The sequence below is a fragment of the Cupriavidus alkaliphilus genome (assembly GCF_014191175.1).
Taxonomy (GTDB): domain Bacteria; phylum Pseudomonadota; class Gammaproteobacteria; order Burkholderiales; family Burkholderiaceae; genus Cupriavidus; species Cupriavidus alkaliphilus.
This window is the reverse complement of sequence record NZ_JACHWE010000005.1, coordinates 449576-472315: the sequence shown is the minus strand read 5'-3', so window position 1 is coordinate 472315 and position 22740 is coordinate 449576. Positions and strand designations below refer to the sequence as shown.

General features: G+C 68.2%; 15 protein-coding genes. 3 read left to right on the top strand and 12 right to left on the bottom strand.

Annotation, left to right across the window (positions count from 1 at the left end):
- Positions 1–414: 414 nt before the first annotated feature.
- Positions 415–1386, bottom strand: a complete 972-nt coding sequence (locus FHX60_RS19735) for a Bug family tripartite tricarboxylate transporter substrate binding protein (protein ID WP_116601444.1) — start codon at positions 1384–1386, stop codon at positions 415–417.
- A gap of 55 nt (positions 1387–1441) precedes the next feature.
- Positions 1442–2962: a class I adenylate-forming enzyme family protein gene (locus tag FHX60_RS19730; RefSeq protein ID WP_183284315.1), complete on the bottom strand. Its 1521-nt coding sequence runs from the start codon at positions 2960–2962 to the stop codon at positions 1442–1444.
- 362 nt (positions 2963–3324) lie between these two features.
- On the opposite strand from FHX60_RS19730, the gene FHX60_RS19725 reads away from it, so the two are divergent.
- From FHX60_RS19725 to FHX60_RS19715, 3 genes are all read left to right on the top strand, one after another.
- The gene (locus FHX60_RS19725; RefSeq protein ID WP_183284314.1) at positions 3325–4518 is read left to right on the top strand and encodes an acyl-CoA dehydrogenase family protein; all 1194 of its coding nucleotides are present in this window, start codon (positions 3325–3327) and stop codon (positions 4516–4518) included.
- A gap of 13 nt (positions 4519–4531) precedes the next feature.
- Positions 4532–5659: an acyl-CoA dehydrogenase family protein gene (locus FHX60_RS19720; protein WP_183284313.1), complete on the top strand. Its 1128-nt coding sequence runs from the start codon at positions 4532–4534 to the stop codon at positions 5657–5659.
- Between the two features lie 242 nt (positions 5660–5901).
- Positions 5902–7281: a DUF1329 domain-containing protein gene (locus FHX60_RS19715; RefSeq protein WP_092311492.1), complete on the top strand. Its 1380-nt coding sequence runs from the start codon at positions 5902–5904 to the stop codon at positions 7279–7281.
- Between the two features lie 616 nt (positions 7282–7897).
- Here FHX60_RS19715 and FHX60_RS19710 read toward each other — a convergent pair.
- The 10 genes from FHX60_RS19710 to FHX60_RS19665 form a co-directional block, all read right to left on the bottom strand.
- Complete coding sequence (locus FHX60_RS19710) at positions 7898–10186, bottom strand: arylsulfatase (RefSeq protein WP_183284312.1); 2289 nt, start codon at positions 10184–10186, stop codon at positions 7898–7900.
- Positions 10187–10321: 135 nt separating this feature from the next.
- Complete coding sequence (locus FHX60_RS19705; RefSeq protein ID WP_183284311.1) at positions 10322–11803, bottom strand: DUF1254 domain-containing protein; 1482 nt, start codon at positions 11801–11803, stop codon at positions 10322–10324.
- Positions 11804–11813: 10 nt separating this feature from the next.
- Positions 11814–13322, bottom strand: coding sequence for a DUF1254 domain-containing protein (locus FHX60_RS19700; RefSeq protein WP_183284310.1), 1509 nt, complete (start codon positions 13320–13322; stop codon positions 11814–11816).
- A gap of 148 nt (positions 13323–13470) precedes the next feature.
- Entirely contained in the window at positions 13471–14658 is a 1188-nt protein-coding gene (locus tag FHX60_RS19695; RefSeq protein ID WP_183284309.1) for a helix-turn-helix transcriptional regulator, read from the bottom strand.
- Between the two features lie 131 nt (positions 14659–14789).
- On the bottom strand, positions 14790–15581 hold the full coding sequence (locus FHX60_RS19690) for an SDR family oxidoreductase (RefSeq protein WP_183284308.1): 792 nt from the start codon (positions 15579–15581) through the stop codon (positions 14790–14792).
- 2 nt (positions 15582–15583) lie between these two features.
- Positions 15584–16660, bottom strand: a complete 1077-nt coding sequence (locus FHX60_RS19685) for a 3-ketosteroid-9-alpha-monooxygenase, oxygenase component (protein ID WP_183284307.1) — start codon at positions 16658–16660, stop codon at positions 15584–15586.
- 75 nt (positions 16661–16735) lie between these two features.
- On the bottom strand, positions 16736–17977 hold the full coding sequence (locus FHX60_RS19680; protein WP_183284306.1) for an NADH:flavin oxidoreductase: 1242 nt from the start codon (positions 17975–17977) through the stop codon (positions 16736–16738).
- Positions 17978–17999: 22 nt separating this feature from the next.
- Positions 18000–20453 carry an efflux RND transporter permease subunit gene (locus tag FHX60_RS19675; RefSeq protein ID WP_183284305.1) on the bottom strand — a complete coding sequence of 818 codons (2454 nt, stop codon included), beginning with the start codon at positions 20451–20453 and terminating at the stop codon, positions 18000–18002.
- A gap of 26 nt (positions 20454–20479) precedes the next feature.
- Positions 20480–21442 carry a WD40/YVTN/BNR-like repeat-containing protein gene (locus FHX60_RS19670; protein WP_112774865.1) on the bottom strand — a complete coding sequence of 321 codons (963 nt, stop codon included), beginning with the start codon at positions 21440–21442 and terminating at the stop codon, positions 20480–20482.
- A gap of 81 nt (positions 21443–21523) precedes the next feature.
- On the bottom strand, positions 21524–22726 hold the full coding sequence (locus FHX60_RS19665) for an acetyl-CoA C-acyltransferase (RefSeq protein WP_112774864.1): 1203 nt from the start codon (positions 22724–22726) through the stop codon (positions 21524–21526).
- Positions 22727–22740: the final 14 nt, after the last annotated feature.

The following is a 22740-nucleotide window of genomic DNA, read 5'->3' as shown; positions in this document are numbered from 1 at the left end:
GGGAGCAAACCGGCAGCGGCAGCAATCTCTCAGCGCGTTCATTTGCCTCCGGCTTTCAAACTCCCACTTGCGTACTCCCTCTCCCGCAAGCGGGAGAGGGGAGCAAACCGGCGGCGGCAAGCAAGCGCTCAGCGCGTTCATTTGCTCCGACTTTCCAACTCCCGCTTGCGTACTCCCTCTCCCGCTTGCGGGAGAGGGTTGGGGAGAGGGCGGGAGTATCAACGAAGTGAAGGCTATCGCTATTGCCACTGCTTTCAGCGGCAGCAGCGCTACGAAATGCGACCAGTCAATTGTCGTGACAGCGTCACGACAATTGTCTCTTGCGTAATCACGGACAAGCTGCGTAGCCCGCAACCGTCTCCGAAAACGAAAAAGCCGGCGTTTCGCCGGCCCTTCCGCAACATCCACAAGCGTTCAATCCGCCTGTATCCCCGCCTTCTTCACCACCCCACCCCACAACGCCAGCTCCCGCTGAATCCGGTCCCCAAGGGCCTTGGGCGTACTGATGTTGACGTCATAACCGCCGGCCGTCATCCGCTGCCGGAAGGCAGCATCCTCCCCCACCGCCTTCTGCGCCTTGACCAGCTTGTCGACCACATCGGCCGGCAGCTTCTGCGGACCCACCAGCGCATACCAGCCGGTCAGGTCATAGTCCTTCTGCCCGGACTCGATCATGGTCGGCACCGTGGGCAGCGCGGGATTGCGGGTCTTCGAGGTGACCGCCAGCGCGCGCACCTTGCCGCCGTTGATATGGCCGATGGCCGTGCCGGTGATATCGAACATGAAGGTGACCTTGCCGCTCATCACGTCGGCCATCGCGGGCGCGTTGCCCTTGTACGGCACGTGCAGCATCTTCACGTTGTTCATCTGCGCCAGCAATTCCGCCGACAGGTGGTTGGACGCGCCCACGCCCGCTGAGCCGAACGACACGCCTTCAGGATTCTTGCGCGCGTAGGCAACCAGCTCGCCCACGTTCTTCGCCGGGAAATCCTTGTTCACCAGCAGCACGTTGGTGTAGTCGGTGATCAGCCCGATGTAGGTGAAATCCTTGGCCGGATTGAAGTTGACCGAGTGCTGGATCAGCGGCGTCATGGTCATGGTGGGGCTGGCGACGAAATACAGCGTGTAGCCGTCCGGCGCCGCCTTGGCGGTCATGTCGGCGGCGATCGCGCCGCTGGCGCCGGCGCGGTTGTCGACCACCACCGGTTGCTTGAGCACGCGGCCGAGCTGCTCGGCGTAGATGCGCGCGGCGGTGTCGACCGGGCCGCCGGGGGCGTAGCCCACCAGAAGCTTGACCGGGCGCGACGGATAAGCGTCGGCGGCCCATGCCGCGCCTTGCAGCAACAGCGTGGCGGTCAGCGCCGCCAGCGTCTTCCATGTTTTCATTTGTGTTCTCCTCCAGAATGGCTGTGATTCCCGGGGCAGCGTGCCCCCGGGGGCTTTAGTCGAGCATGGCGCGCAGCGGCTGCTTGAGCAGCTTGCCGCTCGCCGTGGTCGGAATCACGTCGACGGTGCGGACTTCGGCGGGCCGCTTGTACGGCGCGAGGCTCTCGCGCAGGTAGGTGTCCAGCGCCTTGCGGTCAAGCTCGGCGCCTTCCTGCAGTTCGATGAAGGCCACTACCTCTTCGTTGCCGTCGCCCGTGGTGCGCCCCACCACCGCGGACTGGCGCACGCCGGCAAAGGCGTTGATGACCGACTCCACCTCGATCGGGTACACGTTGAAGCCGGAACGGATGATCAGGTCCTTGGAGCGGCCGGAAATAAACAGCGCGCCATCGGCGTCGAGATAGCCGAGGTCGCCGGTATTGAGCCAGCCGCCGGGCAGCAGCGCCTCGGCCGTCTGTTCGGGATTGCGGTAGTAGCCGACCATGACGCCCGGGCCGCGCACGCGGATCTGGCCGCGTTCGCCCGCGGGCAGCGGCTTGCCTTCGGCGTCGGTGATGGCGATCTCCACGCCTTCGACGATATAGCCGGCCGAGCAATCCGCGCGCGGCGCGTCCATGCGCGTGATGAAGAGCGAGCCGGCGTATTCGGTAATGCCGTAGCCGTGGTGCAGCGGCTGGCCGAACAGCGTTTCGACGTCGCGCTTGAGCGTGGGATCGAGCGGCGCGCCGCCGGTATAGAGGTAGCGCAGGCGCGGATAGGCGCCGGGCTTCGCGCCCAGCGCGGGCGCCACCGCCATGATGCGCGTGAACATGGTCGGCACGCCCTGCAGGATGGTGACGCCCGGCGCAGCCAGGGCCTCGAACACTTCATTGGCGTCGAAGCGCGGGCGCAGGAACAGGCCGGCGCCGGCGTACAGCGTGGCCATCAGCACCGTGGCGATGCCGAAGATATGCGACATCGGCAGCGCGCCGTAGGCCACATCGGCCGGGCCCATGTCGCGCGAGGTGGCAGAGATGCGCGCGAACTGGGTCAGGCCGGCGTGCGGCACCATCACGCCCTTGGGCGCGCCGGTGGTGCCCGAGGTATAGATCAGCGTGGCGACGCGGCGCGCCAGTTCGGCAGGCTCGCGCTGCGGCGCAGTAGCTGCAAGGCAGGCGACCATGCCATCGTCATAGACCGCGCAGCCGGTGGCCTGCGCGCCCAGCCGCTCGCCGTGCACCGCGGCCACGTCGGAAACATGGCCGGTGAACAGCACCAGCGCCGGCTGCGCGTGGTCGCGGATATTGTCGATCTCGCGCGCGGACAGGCGCGCGTTGACGTTGATCGGCCAGGCGTGCAGCAGGCTGCAGGCGAACAGCGTCACCACCATCTCGTTGCAGTTCTCGCCCACGACCATCACACGGTCGCCCTCGCCTACGCCCTGTCCCGCCAGCCAGTCACGCGCGGCTTCGATGCGCCGCCACAAATCGCCATAGCTGATGACGGTGCCGTTCTCGTACAGGCATGGTGCCTGCGGTGTCTGCGCCGCCCAGTGGGCGGGGATCTCGTGGATGAATTGGGGGCGGAAGGAAGACATGGTGCTGGGGGGTTTCTCGAATGCGAGCTGAGTCGGATATGCGGCGGAATGCACCCCGCCACACCAAAACTGGCTGCATCAGTTTGCGGCAAGCCCCGCGCCGCAGCCATTTGGAATTCACTAAGGTCGTGTTCGTCCACGCCGCGGTCCGCACGCTGGCGCCCATGGCAGGCGTTGCCGGGTGCGGCTGGTTCCACCTGCGCGAAGGACGCCTTCCGGATTGATAAAGCAACGAATCCCGGCCCGCCAATACAATCGGCCGGCACAGCAAGGGCTTGCGCCATGACGCGCCGCACCACCCGGCAACACCGCCGGTTCGCGCGCCGGCACCGCGCAGCCCGCGTACCACAGGGGACATTCAGATGGATTTGCGTTTCACCGCCGAGGAACAGGCCTTCCGCGAGGAAGTCCGCGCTTTCGTGCAGGCCAACCTGCCGGAAGACATCCGCAACAAGGTGCTCAACCACCAGCGCGTGGAGAAGGACGACTACGTCCGCTGGCACCGCATCCTGCAGGCGCAGGGCTGGGGCGCCCCGACCTGGCCGAAGCAGTGGGGCGGCACCGGCTGGACCGCGCTGCAGCGCCTGATCTTCGAGATCGAGACCTTCCGCGCCGGCGCGCCGCGGCTGCTGCCGTTCGGGCTGACCATGATCGGCCCGGTGCTGATGAAGTACGCCAGCCCCGAGATGCAGCAGCGCTTCCTGCCGCGCATCCCGGGCGTGGAAGACTTCTGGTGCCAGGGCTATTCCGAGCCGGGCTCGGGTTCCGACCTGGCCTCGCTGAAGACGCGCGCGGTACGCAAGGGCGACAAGTACATCGTCAACGGCCAGAAGACCTGGACCACGATGGCCCACTTTGCCGACTGGATCTTCTGCCTGGTGCGGACCGATCCCGAGGCCAAGGCGCAGGAAGGCATCTCGATGCTGCTGATCGACATGAAGTCGCCCGGCGTGACGGTGCGCCCGATCACCACGCTCGACGGCGGCCACGACGTCAACGAGACCTGGTTCGAGGACGTCGAAGTGCCGGTCGAGAACCTGGTCGGCGAAGAGAACCGTGCCTGGACCTATGCCAAGTACCTGCTCGGCCATGAGCGCACCGGCATCGCCGGCATCGGCCATTGCCACCGCGAGCTGCGCCAGCTCAAGCACTACGCCGCGCAAGCCACCGATGGTGCCGGCCGCCCGCTGATCGAGGACGTGCGCATGCGCGACAAGATCGCGCGCGTCGAGATGGACATCATGGCGCTGGAAATGCTGCTGCTGCGCGTGGCCACGCAGGCCGCCGGCACGCCCGGGCCCGAGGCGTCGATCGTCAAGATCCGCGGTTCGGAAGTGCAGCAGGACCTGGGCATGCTGATGATGGAAGTGGCCGGCCCCAACGCCTGGCCGTACTCGCCGGACTGGCTCGAGCCCGGCGCGACGCAGCCGGTTTCGGGACCGGAGTGGGCCGCACCGGCCGCCTCCACCTACTACGACATGCGCAAGACCTCGATCTACGGCGGCGCGACCGAAGTGCAGAAGAACATCATCTCCAAGATGATCCTGGGTTTCTGAAGGGATAGCTGACATGGACTTCACCTACAGCGAAGAGCAACAGATGCTGGCGGACAGCCTGCGCCGCTTCATCGATACCGAATACACCTTCGAGGCCCGCCGCAAGAGCGCGCGCCAGGGCGAAAGCCTGGACCGCGGCGTGTGGAACAAGCTGGCAGAGATGGGCGTGCTGGGCCTGACCGTGCCGGCCGACTTCGGCGGCTTCGGCGAAGGCCCGGCCAGCCAGCTGGTGGTGCAGCGCGAGCTGGGCCGCGGCCTGGTGCTGGAGCCGGTCACGCCCAGCGGCGTGATGGCGGCCGCCGTCCTGTCGGCCCACGGCAGCGATGCGCAAAAGCAGGAATGGCTGCCGGCGATCGCCTCGGGCGAGCGCATCGTCACGCTGGCCTACCTGGAGCCGACCACGCGCTACCGCCCGGAATCGGCCCGCGCCAGCGCCGAGCGCAGCGGCGACGGCTACGTGATCAGCGGCACCAAGAGCGTGGTCTGGCACGGCGCCGCCGCCGACGCCTACCTGCTGACCGCGCGCGTATCGGGCAGCAACGAGATCGCGCTGTTCCTGGTGCCGCGCGACAGCAAGGGCCTGGGCGTGACCGCCTACCCGACCATCGACGGCCTGCGCGCCGCCGACCTGTCGCTGCAGAACGTTGCCGTGCCGGCCAGCGCGCTGGTGGGCCAGCCCGCCGACGGCCTGGCGGCGCTGGGTGTCGGTTTGGAGCATGGCATCGCCGCGCTGTGCGCCGAGGGCGCGGGCGCGATGGAAAAGCTGATCCAGATCACCGGCGAATACCTGGGCACGCGCCAGCAGTTCGGCAAGCCGCTGGCCAGCTTCCAGGCGCTGCAGCACCGCATGGCCGACATGCTGGTGCAGAAGGAGCTGGCGCTGTCGATGGCCTACGTCGCCGCGCAGGCGCTGGACGAAACCGACCCCGCCGCGCGCCGCCGCATGCTGTCGGCCGCCAAGGTGACGGTGGCCCGCGCCGGCCGCTTTGTCGGCCAGCAGGCGGTGCAGCTGCACGGCGGCATGGGCATGACCGACGAGCTGTCGGTGGGCGACTACTTCAAGCGCCTGACCATGCTGGACCAGTTGCTGGGCGACAGCGACTACCACCTGCAGCGTTTTGGCGAAGTGATGGAAGCCTGAGCCTGACAAAGGCCGATTGTTGTCTCCCCTCTCCCATTTATGGGAGAGGGGAGCAAACCCGCGACACACGACAAGCTGTCAGAACTCCGGAGGCCGGGCACTTGCCCGGCCTTTTTTTTGCCTGCTCAGTAGCCTAGGGGAAATCCACTAGTCCGTTCCAACGATTCCCGGCCGCGGCGCCGTCACTACCCTGTGTCCACAGGCACGGACGTCGCCGGCCATTCCCAAGGAGCGAGACTGCAATGACATCCACTACACATCGACTGCTGCGCGGCGGCCTGCTGGTGACCAGCATGGCACTGGCCGCAGCATCGTGGGCGAAGGTCACACCCGAAGAACTCAAGCAGCTTGACGGCAACCTCACGCCGATGGGCGCCGAGCGCGCCGCCAGCAAGGACGGCGATGTGCCGGCGTGGAGCGGCAAGTGGCTGGGTGCGCCGCCCCACGTCAAGTATCAGCGCGGTGACCGCTATCCGGACCCGTATGCCGACGAGAAGCCGCTGTTCGTCATCACCGCGCAGAACATGGCGCAGTATGCCGAGCGGCTGACCGAAGGCCAGAAGGCGCTGTTCAAGAAGTACCCCGACACCTTCAAGATGCCGGTGTACCCCAGCCATCGCGACTTCCGCTTCGAGGACGCCGCCTACAAGGACATCCGCACCTACGCCACCACCGTCAGCATGACGAGCGATGGCAACGGCCTGAAGGACGCCGGGCCCCAGGTCCCCTACCCGATCCCGAAGACCGCCATGGAGTTGCTGTGGAACCAGCGCTTCTCGGCGGCCATCGGCACCGAGAAGGCGCAGTACGACCAGGCCGTGGTCTATCCGAACGGCTCGATCGCCTGGGGGCGCGTCTCCTACAGCATCTTCTCGCCGCGCAACCACGGCAAGTTCGAGCCCAACAACCCCCTCAACGAGCGGACCTTCTTCCGCACCGCCACCGACCTGCCCCTGCGTGACCGCGGCCAGGTGATCGTCGGGTATGCCGTCTGGGACCAGGAAGGCTCGGATACCAACCGCACGTGGATCTACAACCCGGGCACCCGGCGCGTGCGCCAGGCGCCGGAATTCGGCTTCGACCAGCCCCAGGGCCCCGGCGGCTTCCGCACGGTGGATGACGACCGCCTGTTCAACGGCTCCGGCGAGCGCTACAACTGGAAGATCGTCGGCAAGAAGGAGTTCTACGTCCCGTACCACAGCTACAAGCTGATGAGCGCAGCGGTCAAGTACAAGGACCTGCTGACCAACGGGCACGCCAATCCGGACGTCATGCGCTACGAACTCCATCGGGTATGGATCCTGGAGGCCACGCTGAAACCCGGCTTCCGCCACCAGTATGCGAAGCGCGTGCTGTATCTCGACGAAGACACCTGGCAATCGGTTGCCGCCGACAATTACGACGGCCGCGGCCAGCTGTGGCGCACCAACCTGCAGGCGCTGGTCTACGCCTACGATGCGCGCCGCTTCTCCGCCGCTACGGTGTTCTACCATGACCTGATCTCGGGCGCCTACCTGGCAGACCGCCTGACCAACGAAGGGCCGATGGCAAAGCTGAACAACAGCCCCGAGTTCAACGAGGCCTTCTTCTCGCCCGACGCGGCGCGTGGGTCTGGAACCTGATTGGATCGCAACGGGAAGGGGCGCTCCTTTGGGGCGCCCTTTTTTTTGGTTCTTTTCGGTTTCAATGCCGCCCACATCAAGGAGCCGGCAAATCCTCCTCCACCCGTTCCAACTTCGTGGATGCGCTGGCCCTCACCCCCGCCCCTCTCCCGCACGCGGGAGAGGGGGGAGCACACAGGCGGGAGAGAAAAGCCGTTGGGCAGGCCCGCGACAGCGCCGTGCGAGCGCAGCGACGCACTCCGCGCCAGAGCAGTAGACCTGAGATTGGGAGCGCGCGCAGCGCAGCCGTAGGCGTCCCACCAATAACGTCGTTAGCAGGCTGCCACCGACCTAAAGTCGGGTTCGTCCATCCGACCCCGAACGCCAGGCACATCCAGGTAGCGTCAGCAGGGTGGAACCACCGACCGCCTGACCGTGAGTCACCACCGCGGGAATCACCAACGCCGCCTTAGCCAGCCGCTCAGGCGACGCGTTTTTTGGTTACTTTTTGGCGCTCGGCCAAAAAGTGACTCGCCGGCTGCGCCGGCGAAACAGCCACGCCAGTCAAGCATGACAACCGACCGCAGTGCTGAAGCCCCCCGCAAGAAACCGTTCCAGAACCGCCTACCCGCAAGCCTCACCGCAAATCAAGCAGAACCCTATCAATACGCCCGCCGGTAAAAGCATAACCAGGCATCGCCTCGGCAGGATATTCCCCCGCCGCCGAGCCGTGATCGATGCCGACATCGAAGGTCTCATCGATGGTGTAGAAGCCCGGCGGGCTCGCCGGCAAGCGATCCCGGCCAACCGCTTTGCCATCCACCAGCAACCGCACCGCGGCGCCCTTGCCGTAGCCGCCGCCGTCATAGTCGAAATCGAAGCGCAGCTCATGGCGCCCGGCCGTCAGCGGCGCCGGTCCGCGCAGCGTCACGGTCTTCAGGTTGAACAGGCGGTAGCTGAACACCGGAACGCCAGCGCCATCCAGGTAGAGCGACCATCCCGCGCTGTGGCCGCCCAGCGTGGCGATCACGCCCCGCGCCCGCTCGTCGGTATCGACGATGGCCGACACGCTCCAGGAGCGGTTATAGGTCTTGGGCAATGCCGACTCGGGCACGCCGACAGCGCCGTGCCTGAAGGTCATGCTGGTGCGGCCCGCGGACAATGACGGCAGTGCCGCGGCCTGGGCCGGCGACATATTGCGCAGCGGCAGCACCTGATTGCGCTGCGCCTCTTGCAGGAACAATGCCTGCATCCGCGCCAGCCGCGCCGGCTCGCGTTGTGCCAGGTCATGGGCCTGCGAGAAATCGCTGTTCAGGTCATAGAGTTCCCAGGCGTCGTCCTCGAACTTCTTCTGGCCATAATCGATCACGGTCCACGGACGCCGGCTATGGAAGGCCGACGCCATCCAGCCGTCCTGGTAAAGCGCGCGATGGCCGAATACCTCGAAGTATTGCGTGGTATGGCGCGTGGCCGCGCTGCCATCGGCGAAGCTGTAGAGCAGGCTCACGCCATCGATTGGCTTCTGCGCGACGCCGTTGACCACGGCGGGCGACGGGATCTGCGCGGCTTCCAGGATGGTGGGAACGATGTCGTTGACGTGGCCGAACTGGCTGCGCAGCTCGCCGCGCGGCGTGGCGTGCTTCGGCCACGTCACCACCATCGGATTGCGCGTGCCGCCCAGGTGAGACGCCACCGCCTTGGTCCATTTGAACGGCGTGTCCAGCGCCCACGCCCAGCCGGCCGGATAGTGCGGATAGGTGCCGGGCCCGCCCAGCGCATCGAGCTGCGCCAGCCGCGTGGCATCGCTTTCCGGCAGTCCCTGCACCGGCGCGAAATAGCTCGCGCTGCCCAGCAGGCCGCCTTCGGCGCTGGCACCGTTGTCGCCGACGATGTAGAAGAACATCGTATTGTCGAACTGCCCGTTCGCCTTCAGCGCCTCGATCAGCCTGCCGACCTGTGCGTCGGCGTGCGCCAGGAAGCCGGCATAGACTTCCATCAGCCGCGACGCGACCCGCTTCTGCTCCGCCGTCAGCGTGTCCCATGCCGGCAGGTCCGGCATGCGCGCGGTCAGCTGCGTATTGGACGGGATCACGCCCAGTGCCTTCTGCCGGGCGAAGATCTCTTCGCGCAGCTTGTCCCAGCCCTGGTCGAACTTGCCGCGGTACGCCTCGATCCAGGCCTTCGGTGCCTGCAGCGGCGCATGGGCGGCCCCCGGGGCAAAGTACAGGAACACCGGCTTGTCCGGCGTGACCGCGCGCTGCACGCGCAGCCAGTCGATCGCCTTGTCGGCGAGGTCCGCGGTCAGGTGGTAGCCGCGCCCCGGCGGCCGCATCACCGGCGTCGTGCCGTCATAGAGGGAGGGCTCGTACTGGTCCGTCTCGCCGCCATGGAACCCATAGAAGCGCTCGAACCCTTCCCCGGTCGGCCAGCGGTCGAACGGGCCGCTTGGCGACAGCTCCCAGTCCGGCGTCTGGTGCCATTTGCCGAACGCCGCCGTGTTGTAGCCGTTCTGGCGCAGCACCTCGGCGATGCTGGCGGTGTCCTTGGTGTGGAAACTGCTGTATCCCGGGCGCTCGTCCGCGACGTTCGCCACCGAACCGATTCCGGTCGCGTGCGCATTGCGGCCGGTCAGCAGGGCCGAGCGCGTGGGCGAGCAGATCGCCGTGGTATGGAAGTTGTTGTAGCGCAGCCCCTCGCGCGCCAGCGACTCCAGCACCGGCGTCTGCACCGGCCCGCCGAAGGTAGAGGCCGCCCCGAAGCCGACATCGTCGAGCAGCACGATCACCACGTTGGGGGCGCCCGCCGGTGCCTTGACCTGGTAGGCCGGCCGGTCTGCAGCGCCGGCAACGGCCGGGCCCTGCTGCGTGGATGCCGGCATGGCGGCTAGCGCCAGGCATGTGACGATGAGCTTGCGGGTCAATTGCATGGGCGTCCTGCGATATCGGTGGGCCGGCGCGGCGGCATGTCCCTGGCGCCCCGCATTGTTTCCATGACGCCGCGCCGCGGGCATCGTCCGCGCGGACTATCCGGTCCGGGCGGATCAGCGCCGGCCGGGATGCCGCTAGGGCTCTGCCGGCGTGACGTCGCCCAGCTGCCATTTGCCCCCGTACAACGCCTCGGTAGGCGCGTACAGGCGGTAGAGCAAGAAGAAGCCGCGCCCCGCCACGGTCTGGATCCAGTTCGAGGCCATGCCCGCGGGAGCCCTGGGGCCGAAATACAGGTCGACGGAACCATCGGCGTTCCGCTTCAGGTCTTTGAGCGAAGACAGCGACGGACGGCGCTGGTCGGCCTGCACGAAGCTGAAGGTGTCTGCGTCGTAGGCCGATACCGACCAATAGTCCTGGACGGGCACATTGGCCGGCACGTGCAGGCGATAGGTGGCGGAACCGTTCAGGAAACTTCCGCCGGCATCGCGATAAGTGGTCGCATAAACCGCACCTTTCCCTACCAGCGGCTTGTAGCCCGGGGCAAGGAACTTGTGCATGCCGAAGCCGAACCGGAACAGTGCCGCGCGTTCGTCGATCTGCGTGCGCGTGCCCAGTTCCTGGGTGTAGTGCGACATGCCCGTCGCCGCTCGCCACTGCGTGTCCTTGAACATCCGGCCGCGCGGCGTGCGCGGATTGAATTCCAGGTTCGCGACCATCAGGCGTCCGGTGCGTGCGGCGCGCTCCAGGATGGCGGACAGCCGCGCGTCCGGCGCGAACGGCTTGCCTGGCTCGATGCCCAGCGTGGCCAGCATGCCGAGCATCACGCGGTCGCGCTCCTCGCCCGGCTCCTCCGCCACACGCTGCGCCAGCAGCCGGAAGAAGTCCAGGCCATGGGGCGTGAGGCCGTCATAGTCATCCAGGCCCATGCGCCGCATGCGCAGCGGCGGTGGCGCGGCGTGTGCCGCGTAGGGGTAGAGATTCGCCTTTGCGAGCCGCGCCACCGCAGCTTCGACGGGTTCGCCGGGCCTGCGCACCGCACGCAGGAACAGCATGCCGTGGTGGGTCGGCGACCGGCGCACCAGATACCCGTGTGCCGGCAATTCACCGCGATAGCCGGGCGGCACCAGCAGGTAGCGGCCGCCATTGCCGGCGTCCGGCCCGATCCGGCCGACATCCTCGATGGGCCGCTGCCACGCATCCAGCATCACGCCGTACTGGTTGCCGGCCGGAATCTCCACCACTAGCGGGCCGCTGTCGCGCAGGTTGAAGTAGCTGAACGAATAGACCACGTCGTCGTTGCCCGTCTGCAGCCGCTGGTTGACCTGTTCCAGCTGATCGAACACAAACAGCTCCATCGGCCGGACCCCGATCCGGCGCGCGCCCTCGGCCATGGCACCGAGCCCGACCAGCGGCTGTCCCCAGATATAAGCCTGCACAGCGCGCTGGTAATCGAGCTCGTCATAAAGCCGTATTGCCGTGTCGCCCTCGGGATAGTGGGAGGCCGCGAAGGCCAATGCGCTATCCGGCATGGCCGCGGTGGCGCCGGCTGCCTGGGCAAGGCCGCTCGCACCGGCAAGCATGGCTGCCGCCCACGGCGCTGATATTTGCCATCTCATTGCCATCTCCTCAGTCCTGCCGCACCAGCTGCGGCATGGCGTAAGTGCCGTCGACCAGCGGTGCGGTCGGCCCATAGAAACGTGCCGCCAGCCGGAATGGCCCGTTGGCGGGCAGCGGCATCCAGTTGCGCGCGTGCGCCGCGTCGGACGGCTTGTCGCGCTGGAAATACAGTGTGAGCTTGCCGTCCTTCACCGCGAACTGGCCGGCCGCGACCTGGTAGCTAGTCACGCTGTAGCGATCGATCGGGTTATCGACGAAATAGCCGCTGTCGTCGTAGACCGGCAGCTCCCAGAACTCGGTGACCGGCGGCAGATTCTTCAGGTCCAGCGTCATGGTGTAGCGCCGGGCGCTGTCCAGCGGCTTGCCATGCGCGTCCGTCATGGCGTAAGCGATCGTATGCGACTGGTATGGCACAGGGCTGCCCCAGGCGATGTCCGCGGCGCCGGCCCTGACCTTGTAGTCGTTGCGGTCGTAGAACAGGCTGCTCTGCAGCTTCCAGCCGCTCATATCGACCTGTGCGGCGCTGAATGCCGCGCGTGCCTCGGCGCGCGCGGCGTCGAAGCCCTGGTGCACGGCGCGGCGCTGCGCGGGCGTGAGCCGCTGCGGATCGAACTGCACGCCCTTGCGCAGGCCCAGCGGCGCCAGCGCGCGCAGCGTGTCGCGCTCGGTCACCGAGTCCCTGCGCTGGGTCAGGGTGTCGTCATTGATCACCAGGCTGGCCAGTTGCAGGTAGTCGGTCGCCGTCATCGAATTGGCCACATCCGGGATCTGCGCCATGCGCGCAAAGGTGCGGTAGTTGGCCGGCTGCCTGGGCACCTCGGCCAGCGGCACCGGCTTGCCGCCGTTGCGCTGCCAGCGCTCCAGCGGCTCGACGCTGACGCCGTCCATCAGCCGGTGCGCGGCCGCGAAGTCGGCATGGTCGCGCGTGGTGACCGCCACGCGCAGCGTGATCGAGAACGCGTTGGAAGGCGCCCGCACCACCTCCGTGCCGCGGAATCCCACAGGCAGGGTGCCCTTCCAGTCCGGCCCGACGATCAGGTAGCGCTGCGCCGCGTTGCCGGTGAACTGGCTGCCCACCATGAAAAACCAGTCGGCGTACTGGTCCAGCGCCTGGATGCTCCAGTAGCGGCCATCGTCGACCTTGGGCGAGGTGACCACCACCGGCTGTTGCGACAAGTCGAAGAAGCCGCCCGAGTACAGCGTCGAGGCGTTCGGGGTGGTGGCAAAGCGCTCCCTCGCGGTGAAGAGCTGGCGGTTCTGCGCCAGGCGGTTGATGCCGCGGTAGGCCGGCATCTGCTGCGCCTGCGTGAAGACGTAGCGCAGCTCGTAGAAGCCGGTCTGCTGCAGGCCCCAGAAGTAGGCCTGCCGCGTCAGCGCTTCGATCTGTGCCGGCGTCAGCCGCGCATCGATGCCCACGGGCGCGAGCGGCGCCGGCTGGGCGTGTGCCTGCAGGCAGGCCGCGCCTAGCGCGGCGGCAAGGACAGCGGTGCGGACATGCCGCCACCGGTTGGCATTCATTGACGTGCTCCCTGTGTTCTGGCAGGCGGCACGATGCGCCTGCCATGCACGTCAGTGTCCCGGCCCTGCCGGGTGCCGGCATCGTCTGGCCAGGTAACCACGGCCTACTCCAAATATGGGTGGCGCCGCGGTGCGATGGCTGTCCGGCTCAACTGAGCGGCAGCACGCTGTTGAGCAGCGTGCGCACCAGCTCCGCCTGCCGCGTGACGCCCGCTTTCTGGAAAATGGCGCGCAGGTGGGCGCGCACGGTGTTGCTCTTGACCTTCAGCGAGCGCGCCGCGTCTTCCAGCGACGAACCGTTGGCCATCAGCAGCGCCAGCGAGGCCTCGGTCGGCGTGAAGTCGAACAGCTGGCGCAATACCTCGACCGAGGTCTGTGCGCTGCAGGCGGGGTCGCGGATCACCACCACGCAGGCCGGGCACCACTTGTTCTCGTCCGACCACTCGCGCATGGGGATGGCGCGGATCAGCACCTCGAGCCGGCCGGTGCCAGAAGGCCTGGCCAGCGACATCGCTTCTACCATTGGCGCGGCAGCCCCGTCGTCCATCGCGATCGAATCGATCGAGCGCCGCAGCAGTTCGCGGAAGCGGCTGCGGTCGCGCGTGTCCGCCAGCTCGAACCTGCCGCCGCGCAGGCGGATGCCGTCGTCCTCGCCCAGCAGCGTGCGCGCCGCGGTATTGGCCTTGAGCACCATGCCCTGGTCGTCCAGCACCACCATGCCGATCAGCATGCGGTCTACCGCATGTTCGTAGAGGCTGCGTTCGGATTCGGCCACGTCGATGCGGGAATACAGGTCTACCGCGCGCTTGATATGCGGCAGCAGCGCCAGGCAGATGGCCAGATCCCGCTCCGAGAAGTCGTGCGCGTCATGGCCCCGGCACAGGCGGAAGCGGCACACCACGCCGTCCGCGGTCTGAATATCCGCGCCGAGCACATAGCGCATGTCCAGGCCCTTGAGCAGTTCCTGGTAGATGGGGCTGCGGCACCATGCCTCCGAGCCGACGAACCTGTCCACCGTGGTCACCATGCCTGGCGGAATATCGACGAAAGGGTCCAGCGAATGGTAGTGGCTGTTGTAGGTGACGCCGGTGCGCCCAAAGGTTTCGCGCGGCGGCATGTTGAACATCGCGCCGGGACGGTCGAGCGTGGGCGGGCGCAGGATCAGCGTGGCGACGCAGGCACCGAGCAGCACGCGCAGGGATTCCAGCGCGCCCGACCATGGCGATGCCTCGAGCGGCCCGCGATAGATGCCATCCAGCAGTTCGCCAAACTGCGCAACGGTAAAACCCGCCAATGCATAGATGGAAGGCTCCACCAGATGCCCGGATGCCGCCATCGATCCATCCCTTTCGTAGCCCGGCTAAAATCGCCGGCCGCATTGTTCCATGCGCGCCGGCGCGGGCGCTATTGGCGTTCACCCGAAGCCAGGGAGCATCGGCGCATCGTACACCTGCGCGATGGCCGACTTCAGAAGTTCAGCGGCCGCTGCGCGGCATCCAGCCCGCCGTCGATGAACAGCACGCTGCCATGCAGGTAAGCCGCCTGCGGCCCACACAGGAAAGCGATCAGCGCAGCCACCTCCTGCGCCTGCGCACGGCGCCCCAGCGGCGGCAGGAATTGGCGGATGGCATCGCCGTAGCGCGGGTCCGCCAGCCCCGCCTGCAGCAGCGGCGTTTCCACCGCGCCCGGGGCCACCACGTTGAGGCGCACGCCAGCCTGGCCCCAGGCGGCGGCACGCTGCCGGGCCGCCGCCGTCACCGCATGCTTGGAGCTGGCGTAGGCGATGTATCCGGCCTGCTCGCGCGTGGCTTCGGCCTGCGCGGCAGCGGCCAGCATGGCCAGCACCCCGGCCTCGTCATTGGCGAGGTAGGCATCGCGCAGCGGACTGCCCTCCCATGACTGCAGCGTCGCCGAGCTGGAAGACACCACCACGGCGCACGGCTCGGCGCCCTGGCCCAACGCATCGAACAAGCCATCCAGCAACGCCACCACGCCGAAGTAGTTGACCGACGCCACCAGCGTGGCGGGATCGACATGCGGGCCCAGCCCGGCGCAGCAGACCAGCTGGTCGATGCGGCCGCCCGACTGCGACAGCACGGCAGCGATCGCCGCGGCGCGGCCCTGCGCGGTGGACAGATCCGCCAGGACGTCCGCGTCGCGCAGGTCGACGCCGATCACGCGGCAGCCGTCGGCCAGCATGCGCTGGCGCACCGCCGCGCCCATGCCGGACGCGGCGCCGGTCACGACCACGGTTCTCATGGTCAGTCCTCGAACACGTGGCGCAGCACCGGCGCCTCGATGTTGGCGACGTTCATCTCGACCACGCGCCGCGCCACGCTGGACGGGCGCACCTGCTCCACGTCGGTATAGAACTGCTGGTACCAGTCGCGCATCTGGTACATCGGCCCGTCGCCTTCGCACAGCAGCGGGTTGTCGATGCGGATCTTGCTGTCCCAGATCGCCACGTCCTCGTAGAACGCGGCGCGGGCCTGGTCCACATAGGCTTGCGCCATGGCCCGGTTTTGTTCATCGGACAGCCCGGGCACCTTCTTCACCAGCACGCCGTAGCGCAGCACGAAGCTGTTCAGGTCGATCGGCACGTGGCAGTTCAGCAGCACCGAGTGGATCTCCTGGTCGCCCATGCGGCCGCTCATGTCGGTGATGTGGTAGGCCGGCCCGAAGTACGTCGACAGCGCCGTCAGCTGCGAGTCGCCGGAGAGCCGGGCGCTGCGCCCGATCATCAGCTGCGTGGCCTTGTGGTCTTCGAACAGGTTGGCGAAGTAGTCCACCGGCGCGCCATGGACCACGCCGAAGTGCGCCATGTCGGAGATGTTGTCGACCAGCTCGCGGCAGTTGGTGCGGATCACCATCTCGTCCATGGCCCAGTCGGACCACTCGTCCGAGAAGCAGGCATCAATGCGCGGAATGGCCACTTCCGGCGGCGCCGGCCGGCCTTCGGGATCGTGCCAGATAAACAGCAGGCGGTTCTGCTCGCAGGTCTCCCAGGCGCCGATGCGCGCCTTGGGCGGCACCCGCTTGCAATAGGGGATGGACTTGCAGGCACCGTCGCCGCCCCATTGCCAGCCGTGGAACGGGCACACCAGGTTGTCGCCCTGCACGGTGCCGGTGCTGAGGTCGGCGCCCATGTGCGGACAGTGGCCGTCGATCACGCGAATCGCGCCGGTCGAGTCGGCAAACGCCGCCAGGCGCCTGCCGAAGATGTCCAGCGTGTGCGGCATGCCGTCGCGGTAGCTGTCGGCCAGACCCAGGCAATGCCAGCCGCGCGCGTAGCGGGCCTCGGGCGGGCGCGATTCGATCTTGTAGCCTTGTACGCTCATGGCGTCTGTCTCCTTGAAATCCCGTGGGACCTTCAAGATAGGGGCGTCCGGCTCGGGCCTCATCGTCCCATCGGACTACTGCAGCGCAACCATGCGGGTCAGTGCCGGGTCGTTGCCCGGGCCGTGCACGCAGCTGACGCCGGCGGGATCGTAGATGCGCGCCACGCAGCCGTTGCAGCTGTCACAGGCCGAACGCTGCAGCGTGCCGGCGCGCCAGCCTGCGACCAGCGCCGGGTCATGGATCAGCGCACGCGCCAAAGCCACGGCGTCGAAGCCCTCCCCCATCAGCTGCGCCACGTTGCCGAGCGACTTGACCCCGCCGATATAGGCCAGCGGCATCCGCACCGCCTGGCGCACCACGCGCGAGGCTTCGAGGAAATACAGTTCGCGGAAGGCCAGGTCGCGCGGCGTGCGCCGTTCCAGCAGGGCGATGCCCAGGCGCGCCAGCGCGGTCGGCGCGGCGGCCTTCATCTGCGCGGTCGGCATCGGGCTGCCGAACAGCGCCCATGGGCTTTCCACGTTGCGCCCGCCGCTGAGCGTCAGCAGGTCGGCGCCCTCGGCTTCCAGCAGGCGCGCGGTCAGCGCCGAGTCGGCGGCCTGGTTGCCGCCCGGCACGCCGTCGCTGACGCTGAGCTTGCAGCACACCGCAAGCCCGGCGCCGACCGCGTCCTTGACCCGGCGCAGCACCGCGGCCGGAAAGCGGGTCCGGTTCTCCACGCTGCCGCCGAAGGCATCGCGCCGCCGGTTGCTCAGCGGCGACAGGAACTGGTTGAGCAGGTAGCCGTGGCCCATGTGGATTTCCACCGCGTCGAAGCCGGCGTCGCGCGCCAGCCGCGCCGCCGCGGCAAACTGGCCGGCCACGCGCTCCATGTCGGGCGCGCGCATGGCGCGCTGGAAATACACGCCGTGCATCATGCCGAAGGCATTGAGGCCCGACGAGGCACTGCCCGGCGCCCGGCTGCCGCCGTGGCGCATGGTGGTGAACGAGCCCGCGTGCGTGATCTGCAGGCAGGCCGCCGCGCCTTCGCGATGGACCGCGTCGGTCAGCACGCGCAGGTGCGGCACCTGCTCGGCGCGCATGCTGAGCTGGTGCGCGAAGGTCAGCCCGTCGTCGGCGACCGCCGCGTAGGCCACCGTGGTCATGCCCACGCCGCCCGCGGCCAGGTCGCGATGATGCTCGACCAGCGCCCGGGTCGGCAGGCCCTGCGGCGTCATGCCTTCATTCGCGCCGGCCTTGATAAAGCGGTTGCGCAGCGTCAGCGGGCCGATGCGAAGCGGCGTGAAGGCCGGCGCGGCGGAGGTCTGGATCGCGGGCATGCGTTCTCTCCGGCAGCGAGGTTCAGGCCGTGTCGGACTTCAGGCCGTGCGTCACCGGGCTCGGCTCGGCCCCGGCGGCAGCCCCGGCCGGCCGCGCGGCAGCGCCGCGGGCGCGGGCGCGCTCTTCCTGCTCCACGCCCAGCCAGGCCGCCAGCGCCGGCAGCAGCGACACCGCGCCGAACAGGTTCACCAGGAACATGAACGCCAGCAGGATGCCCATGTCGGCCTGGAACTTGAGCGCGGCAAAGGCCCACGTGCCCACGCCGATGCACATCGTCAGGGCGGTGAACAGCGCCGCCGAGCCGCGCTGGCGCATGGCCTCGGCAAAGGCCTGCGGCAGCGCCTGCCCTTCCTCGCGGATCTGGTGCTGGATGCGCTCGTACAGGTAGATGCCGTAGTCCACGCCCACGCCCACGCCGAGCGTGATCACCGGCAGCGTCGACACCTTCAGGCCGATGCCCAGGCGCGCCATCAGCGCATTGCACAGTACCGACACCAGCGTCAGCGGTACGATGATGCACAGCACCGCGCGCCACGAGCGGAACGTCAGCAGGCACAGCAGCGTGATCGCGCCGAAGATCGCCAGCAGCATCGCCACTTCGGCCTCTTCCACCGCCTCGTTGGTCGCCGCCATCACGCCGATATTGCCGCCGGCCAGGCGGAAGGCCACGTTCGGGGTCTTGTCGCTGGCATTGAAGCGGCGGATCTCGCGGATGATGTGGGCGATGGTCGCGCCTTCGTGGTTGGCGGTGTAGATCAGCACCTGGATCGCCTGGCAGTTCGGCGTATTCATGCCGTTGTCCGGGTCGAAGGCCTTGGCGCCCTGGCTCAGGCCGGCGCTGTTGCGCGGCAGTGCCTCCCAGCGCGGGTTGCCCTCGTTGTACGCGCCGATCACCACCTTGGCCAGCGACGACACGCTCACCACCGACTGCACGCCGGACACGCCGCGCATATGCATCTCGAAGCGCTCCACCGCGCTCATCACCGGATAGTGCAGGCAGCCGTCGTCGAAGCCGGTGGGCTCGACCACCACGGTCAGCGCATCCGAACCGATGTTGTACTGGCTGACGATGCTGGCGCTGTCGCGGTTATAGCGCGAATCCGCGCGCAGCTCCGGCGCGCCGGTGCCGACATCGCCGATCTTCAGGTCGCGCGACTCGATCGCGCCGAAGGCCAGCAGCGCCAGCGCCGCGACGAACACGCCCAGCGCCGGCGCCGGGCGCGCCAGCGCGCCGAACTTGTGCCACAGGCTTCCCTGGCCCCTGGCGTGCGCTGCACGCGACGCGCGCGCCAGCGCCGACGGCTCCAGCCGCGTGTACGACAGCAGGATCGGCAGGAACACCTTGTTGGTCACGATCATCAGCAGCACGCCCAGGCAGGCGGTGATGCCGAGCTCGCGCACGATATCGATCTCGATGCGCATGATCACCATGAAACCCAGCGCATTGGTCAGCAGCGCCACGGTACCGGGAATGAACAGCTTGCGGAACGCCGCGCTGGCGCTGTCGGCCGGGCCATGCCCCTGCGCCACCTCCTGCTTCCACGCATTGGTCATCTGCACCGCATGCGAGACCCCGATCGAGAAGATCAGGAACGGCACCAGGATCGACATCGGGTCGATGCCGTAGCCAAGCAGCGGCAGCAGCCCCAGCAGCCAGCCCACCGGCAGCAGCGCCACCACCAGCGCCAGCGCGGTGATGCGCAGCGAGCGCGTGTACAGCCACAGCAGCAGCGCGGTGACGGCGAAGGCCAGCGCGAAGAAGCCCATCACGCCGGCGATGCCTGCCTCGACATCGCCCACCAGCTTGGCGAAGCCGACGATATTGACTTCGACATCGGTGCCGCCGAACTGCGCGCGGATCTTCTCGAGCTGGCGTGCCACCGAGCCGTAGTCGATGGTCTTGCCGGTGGCCGGATCGGTCTCGCGCAGTTCCGCGCGGATCAGCGCGGACTTCAGGTCATTGCTGACCAGGCGGCCGATCTGGCCGGAACGGGCCACGTTGCGCCGCACCTTGTCGAGCTCGTCCGGCGCGCCGGAAAAGCGGCCCGGCACTACCACGTCGCCGCGGAAGCCGGCTTCGGTGACCTCGGTGTAGCGCACGTTGGGCGTGAACAGCGAGAACACGCGCGAGCGGTCCACGCCGGGGATGAAGAACACTTCATCGGTGGCGTGGCGCAGCTTGTCCATGAAGGCGGCGTTGTAGATGTCGCCGTCGCCCTTCCAGCGCAGGCTCACCAGCACGGTATTGGCACCGGAGAAGGTGCTGGCGTACTTGGTGAACACCTGCATGTACGGGTGCTGCAGCGGGATCATCTTGTTGAAGCCGGGATCGAGCCGCAGGCGCGTGGCGGAAAAGCCCAGCGCCACGGTCACGGCCAGGCACAGCAACAGCAGCAGGCGACGCCTGCGCATCAGCACGCCGGCGCAGGCATCGACGAAGTGGCCCAGGCGGCCGGAGGATTGGGGGCGGGTCATGATGGTTCGCGTCCGGTCGGTCGAATTCAGTGATTGGCGGCAAGCGTGGCGCCGGCCAGGCCGCCGTTGCCGCCGAGCGCCAGCGTGTCCTTGCCGGTGGCCGCCAGCGCGGCCAGGGTCTGCGGGCTGCCCGCCGGCAGCACCGCGAAGCGGCGCCCGCCGTCGGCGGACATCACCAGCACGCCGCCCTGCCCGGCCAGCACTATACGGCCATCGGCAAGCTCGGCGGCGCCGAAGAACGAGGTCCTGAGGCCGGTCTCCGCCGCGCGCCAGGTGGTGCCGAAGTCTTCGCTGCGCAGGGCGTTGCCGCGCATGCCGTAGGCCAGCCAGGCGCCGTCGCGCAGCGGCAGCACGCCGTAGAGCGAGCCTTCATAAGGGGTCTTGACCGGCTCCCACTGGCTGCCGCCGTCGGTCGAGCGCAGCACCAGCCCGGCCTCGCCGACCAGCATCAGCCGCCCCTGCCCGTCGCTGGCGATGGCGTTGAGGTGGCGGTCCTGCATGGCCTTGCCGCCGGCTTCTTCCCAGTGCCGGCCCTGGTCGCGCGACACCAGGAAACGGCCGAAGCTACCCACCGCGAACCACGGTCCGCTGGCCTGCGCCAGCGCTCCGAGCAGCGGATCCGACGATTCCGGATCGAACGCGACCTGCTGCCAGTGCGCGCCGCCGTCTTCGGTGCGCAGGATCTGGCCGCTGTGCCCGACCGCGATGCCCCGGCGGCTGTCGGCAAAGGCGACCTGCGTCAGCGTGGCGCCTTGCGGCTTGTCCACCGCAGCCGGGCGCCAGTTGCGCCCCAGGTCATCGCTGAACAGGATCTTGCCGCGCTCGCCGACGGCGACCAGGCGCTCGCCGGCGCGGGCGATGCCGTTGACCTGCAGGCCGTCCGGGCGCAGCGCGGTGGCCGGGAACGGCGGCAGCGGACGCGGCGCGAAGGCCCATACCGCGGTGGCCAGCACGGCCAGCGACATGGCAATGCCGATCAGTCGTTTCATGATGTCTCCTCCGTTTTGGAGTGATGTTGTTTGTCTGCTCCGCTCTGCCGCTTGCGGCAGAGCGGAGCAGACCAGCGGCTCTTACAGGACGTCGAACAGCGCCGCCGCCCCCATGCCGCCCCCGATACACATCGTCACCACCGCCTGCTGCACGCCGCGGCGGCGGCCTTCGATCAGCGCGTGCGCGGTCATGCGCGCGCCCGACATGCCGAACGGATGGCCGATCGAAATGGCGCCGCCGTTGACGTTCAGCCGCGCATCGGCAATGCCCAGCTTCTGCTGGCAGTACAGCACCTGGCAGGCAAAGGCCTCGTTCAGCTCCCACAGGCCCACGTCCGCCACCGTCATGCCATGGCGCGCCAGCAGCTTCGGTACCGCGAACACAGGGCCGATGCCCATCTCGTCCGGCGCGCAGCCCGTCACCGCCATGCCGCGGTAGCGCCCCAGCGGCCGCAGGCCGCGGCGGCGCGCCTCGTCGGCGCTCATCAGCAGCACCGCGGCGGCGCCGTCGGACAGCTGCGAGGCATTGCCCGCGGTGATGTGCTCGCCCGCGGCGACGGCCTGCCCACCGCTCCAGACCGGCTTGAGCGCCTCCAGGCTGGCAGCCGTGGTGTCGGGCCGGTTGCATTCATCCTGCGCCAGCCGCACGGTCTCGTGGCCGGTCAGCGCGCCGGCCTTGTCGAACAGCGCGCGGCGCGTTTCCAGCGGCACGATCTCGTCATCGAAGGCGCCGCGCCGCTGCGCCTCGGCGGTGCGCTGCTGGCTGCGCCAGGCGTAGGCGTCCTGCTCGGCGCGGCTGATGCCATAGCGGCGCGCCACCACCTCGGCGGTCTCGATCATCGCCATGTAGGCGGCCGGCTGGCGCGCCAGCACCGCTTCGGACTGGGCGCGATAGCTGTTCTTATGCTTGTTCTGCGTCAGCGAGATCGACTCCGCGCCGCCGGCGACGATGATGTCGGCCTCGCCGCACTGAATCGCGCGCGCGCCCGCCGCGATCGTCATCAGGCCGGAGCCGCACATGCGGTCCATGGTCATGCCGGGGACGCTGTCGGGCAGGCCCGCCGCCACCGCGCACAGGCGGCCCAGGTTGTAGCCCTGGGTGCCCTGCTGTGCGGCCGCGCCGATCAGCACATCGTCGACCTCGGCCGGGTCCACGCCGGCGCGCTCCACCACCGCGCGCACCACGTGGCCGCCCAGCACCGGGGCTTCGGTATCGTTGAAGGCGCCGCGAAAGGCCTTGCCGATGGGGGTGCGCGCGACGGCGACGATGACTGCGTCTTTCATGCTGTGTGTTCCTG

Excerpts from the sequence above, each read along its gene's own strand:
- FHX60_RS19735 (WP_116601444.1), bottom strand. The coding sequence starts at position 1,386 with ATGAAAACATGGAAGACGCTGGCGGCGCTGACCGCCACGCTGTTGCTG.
- FHX60_RS19730 (WP_183284315.1), bottom strand. The coding sequence starts at position 2,962 with ATGTCTTCCTTCCGCCCCCAATTCATCCACGAGATCCCCGCCCACTGG.
- FHX60_RS19725 (WP_183284314.1), top strand. The coding sequence starts at position 3,325 with ATGGATTTGCGTTTCACCGCCGAGGAACAGGCCTTCCGCGAGGAAGTC.
- FHX60_RS19720 (WP_183284313.1), top strand. The coding sequence starts at position 4,532 with ATGGACTTCACCTACAGCGAAGAGCAACAGATGCTGGCGGACAGCCTG.
- FHX60_RS19715 (WP_092311492.1), top strand. The coding sequence starts at position 5,902 with ATGACATCCACTACACATCGACTGCTGCGCGGCGGCCTGCTGGTGACC.
- FHX60_RS19710 (WP_183284312.1), bottom strand. The coding sequence starts at position 10,186 with ATGCAATTGACCCGCAAGCTCATCGTCACATGCCTGGCGCTAGCCGCC.
- FHX60_RS19705 (WP_183284311.1), bottom strand. The coding sequence starts at position 11,803 with ATGAGATGGCAAATATCAGCGCCGTGGGCGGCAGCCATGCTTGCCGGT.
- FHX60_RS19700 (WP_183284310.1), bottom strand. The coding sequence starts at position 13,322 with ATGAATGCCAACCGGTGGCGGCATGTCCGCACCGCTGTCCTTGCCGCC.
- FHX60_RS19695 (WP_183284309.1), bottom strand. The coding sequence starts at position 14,658 with ATGGCGGCATCCGGGCATCTGGTGGAGCCTTCCATCTATGCATTGGCG.
- FHX60_RS19690 (WP_183284308.1), bottom strand. The coding sequence starts at position 15,581 with ATGAGAACCGTGGTCGTGACCGGCGCCGCGTCCGGCATGGGCGCGGCG.
- FHX60_RS19685 (WP_183284307.1), bottom strand. The coding sequence starts at position 16,660 with ATGAGCGTACAAGGCTACAAGATCGAATCGCGCCCGCCCGAGGCCCGC.
- FHX60_RS19680 (WP_183284306.1), bottom strand. The coding sequence starts at position 17,977 with ATGCCCGCGATCCAGACCTCCGCCGCGCCGGCCTTCACGCCGCTTCGC.
- FHX60_RS19675 (WP_183284305.1), bottom strand. The coding sequence starts at position 20,453 with ATGACCCGCCCCCAATCCTCCGGCCGCCTGGGCCACTTCGTCGATGCC.
- FHX60_RS19670 (WP_112774865.1), bottom strand. The coding sequence starts at position 21,442 with ATGAAACGACTGATCGGCATTGCCATGTCGCTGGCCGTGCTGGCCACC.
- FHX60_RS19665 (WP_112774864.1), bottom strand. The coding sequence starts at position 22,726 with ATGAAAGACGCAGTCATCGTCGCCGTCGCGCGCACCCCCATCGGCAAG.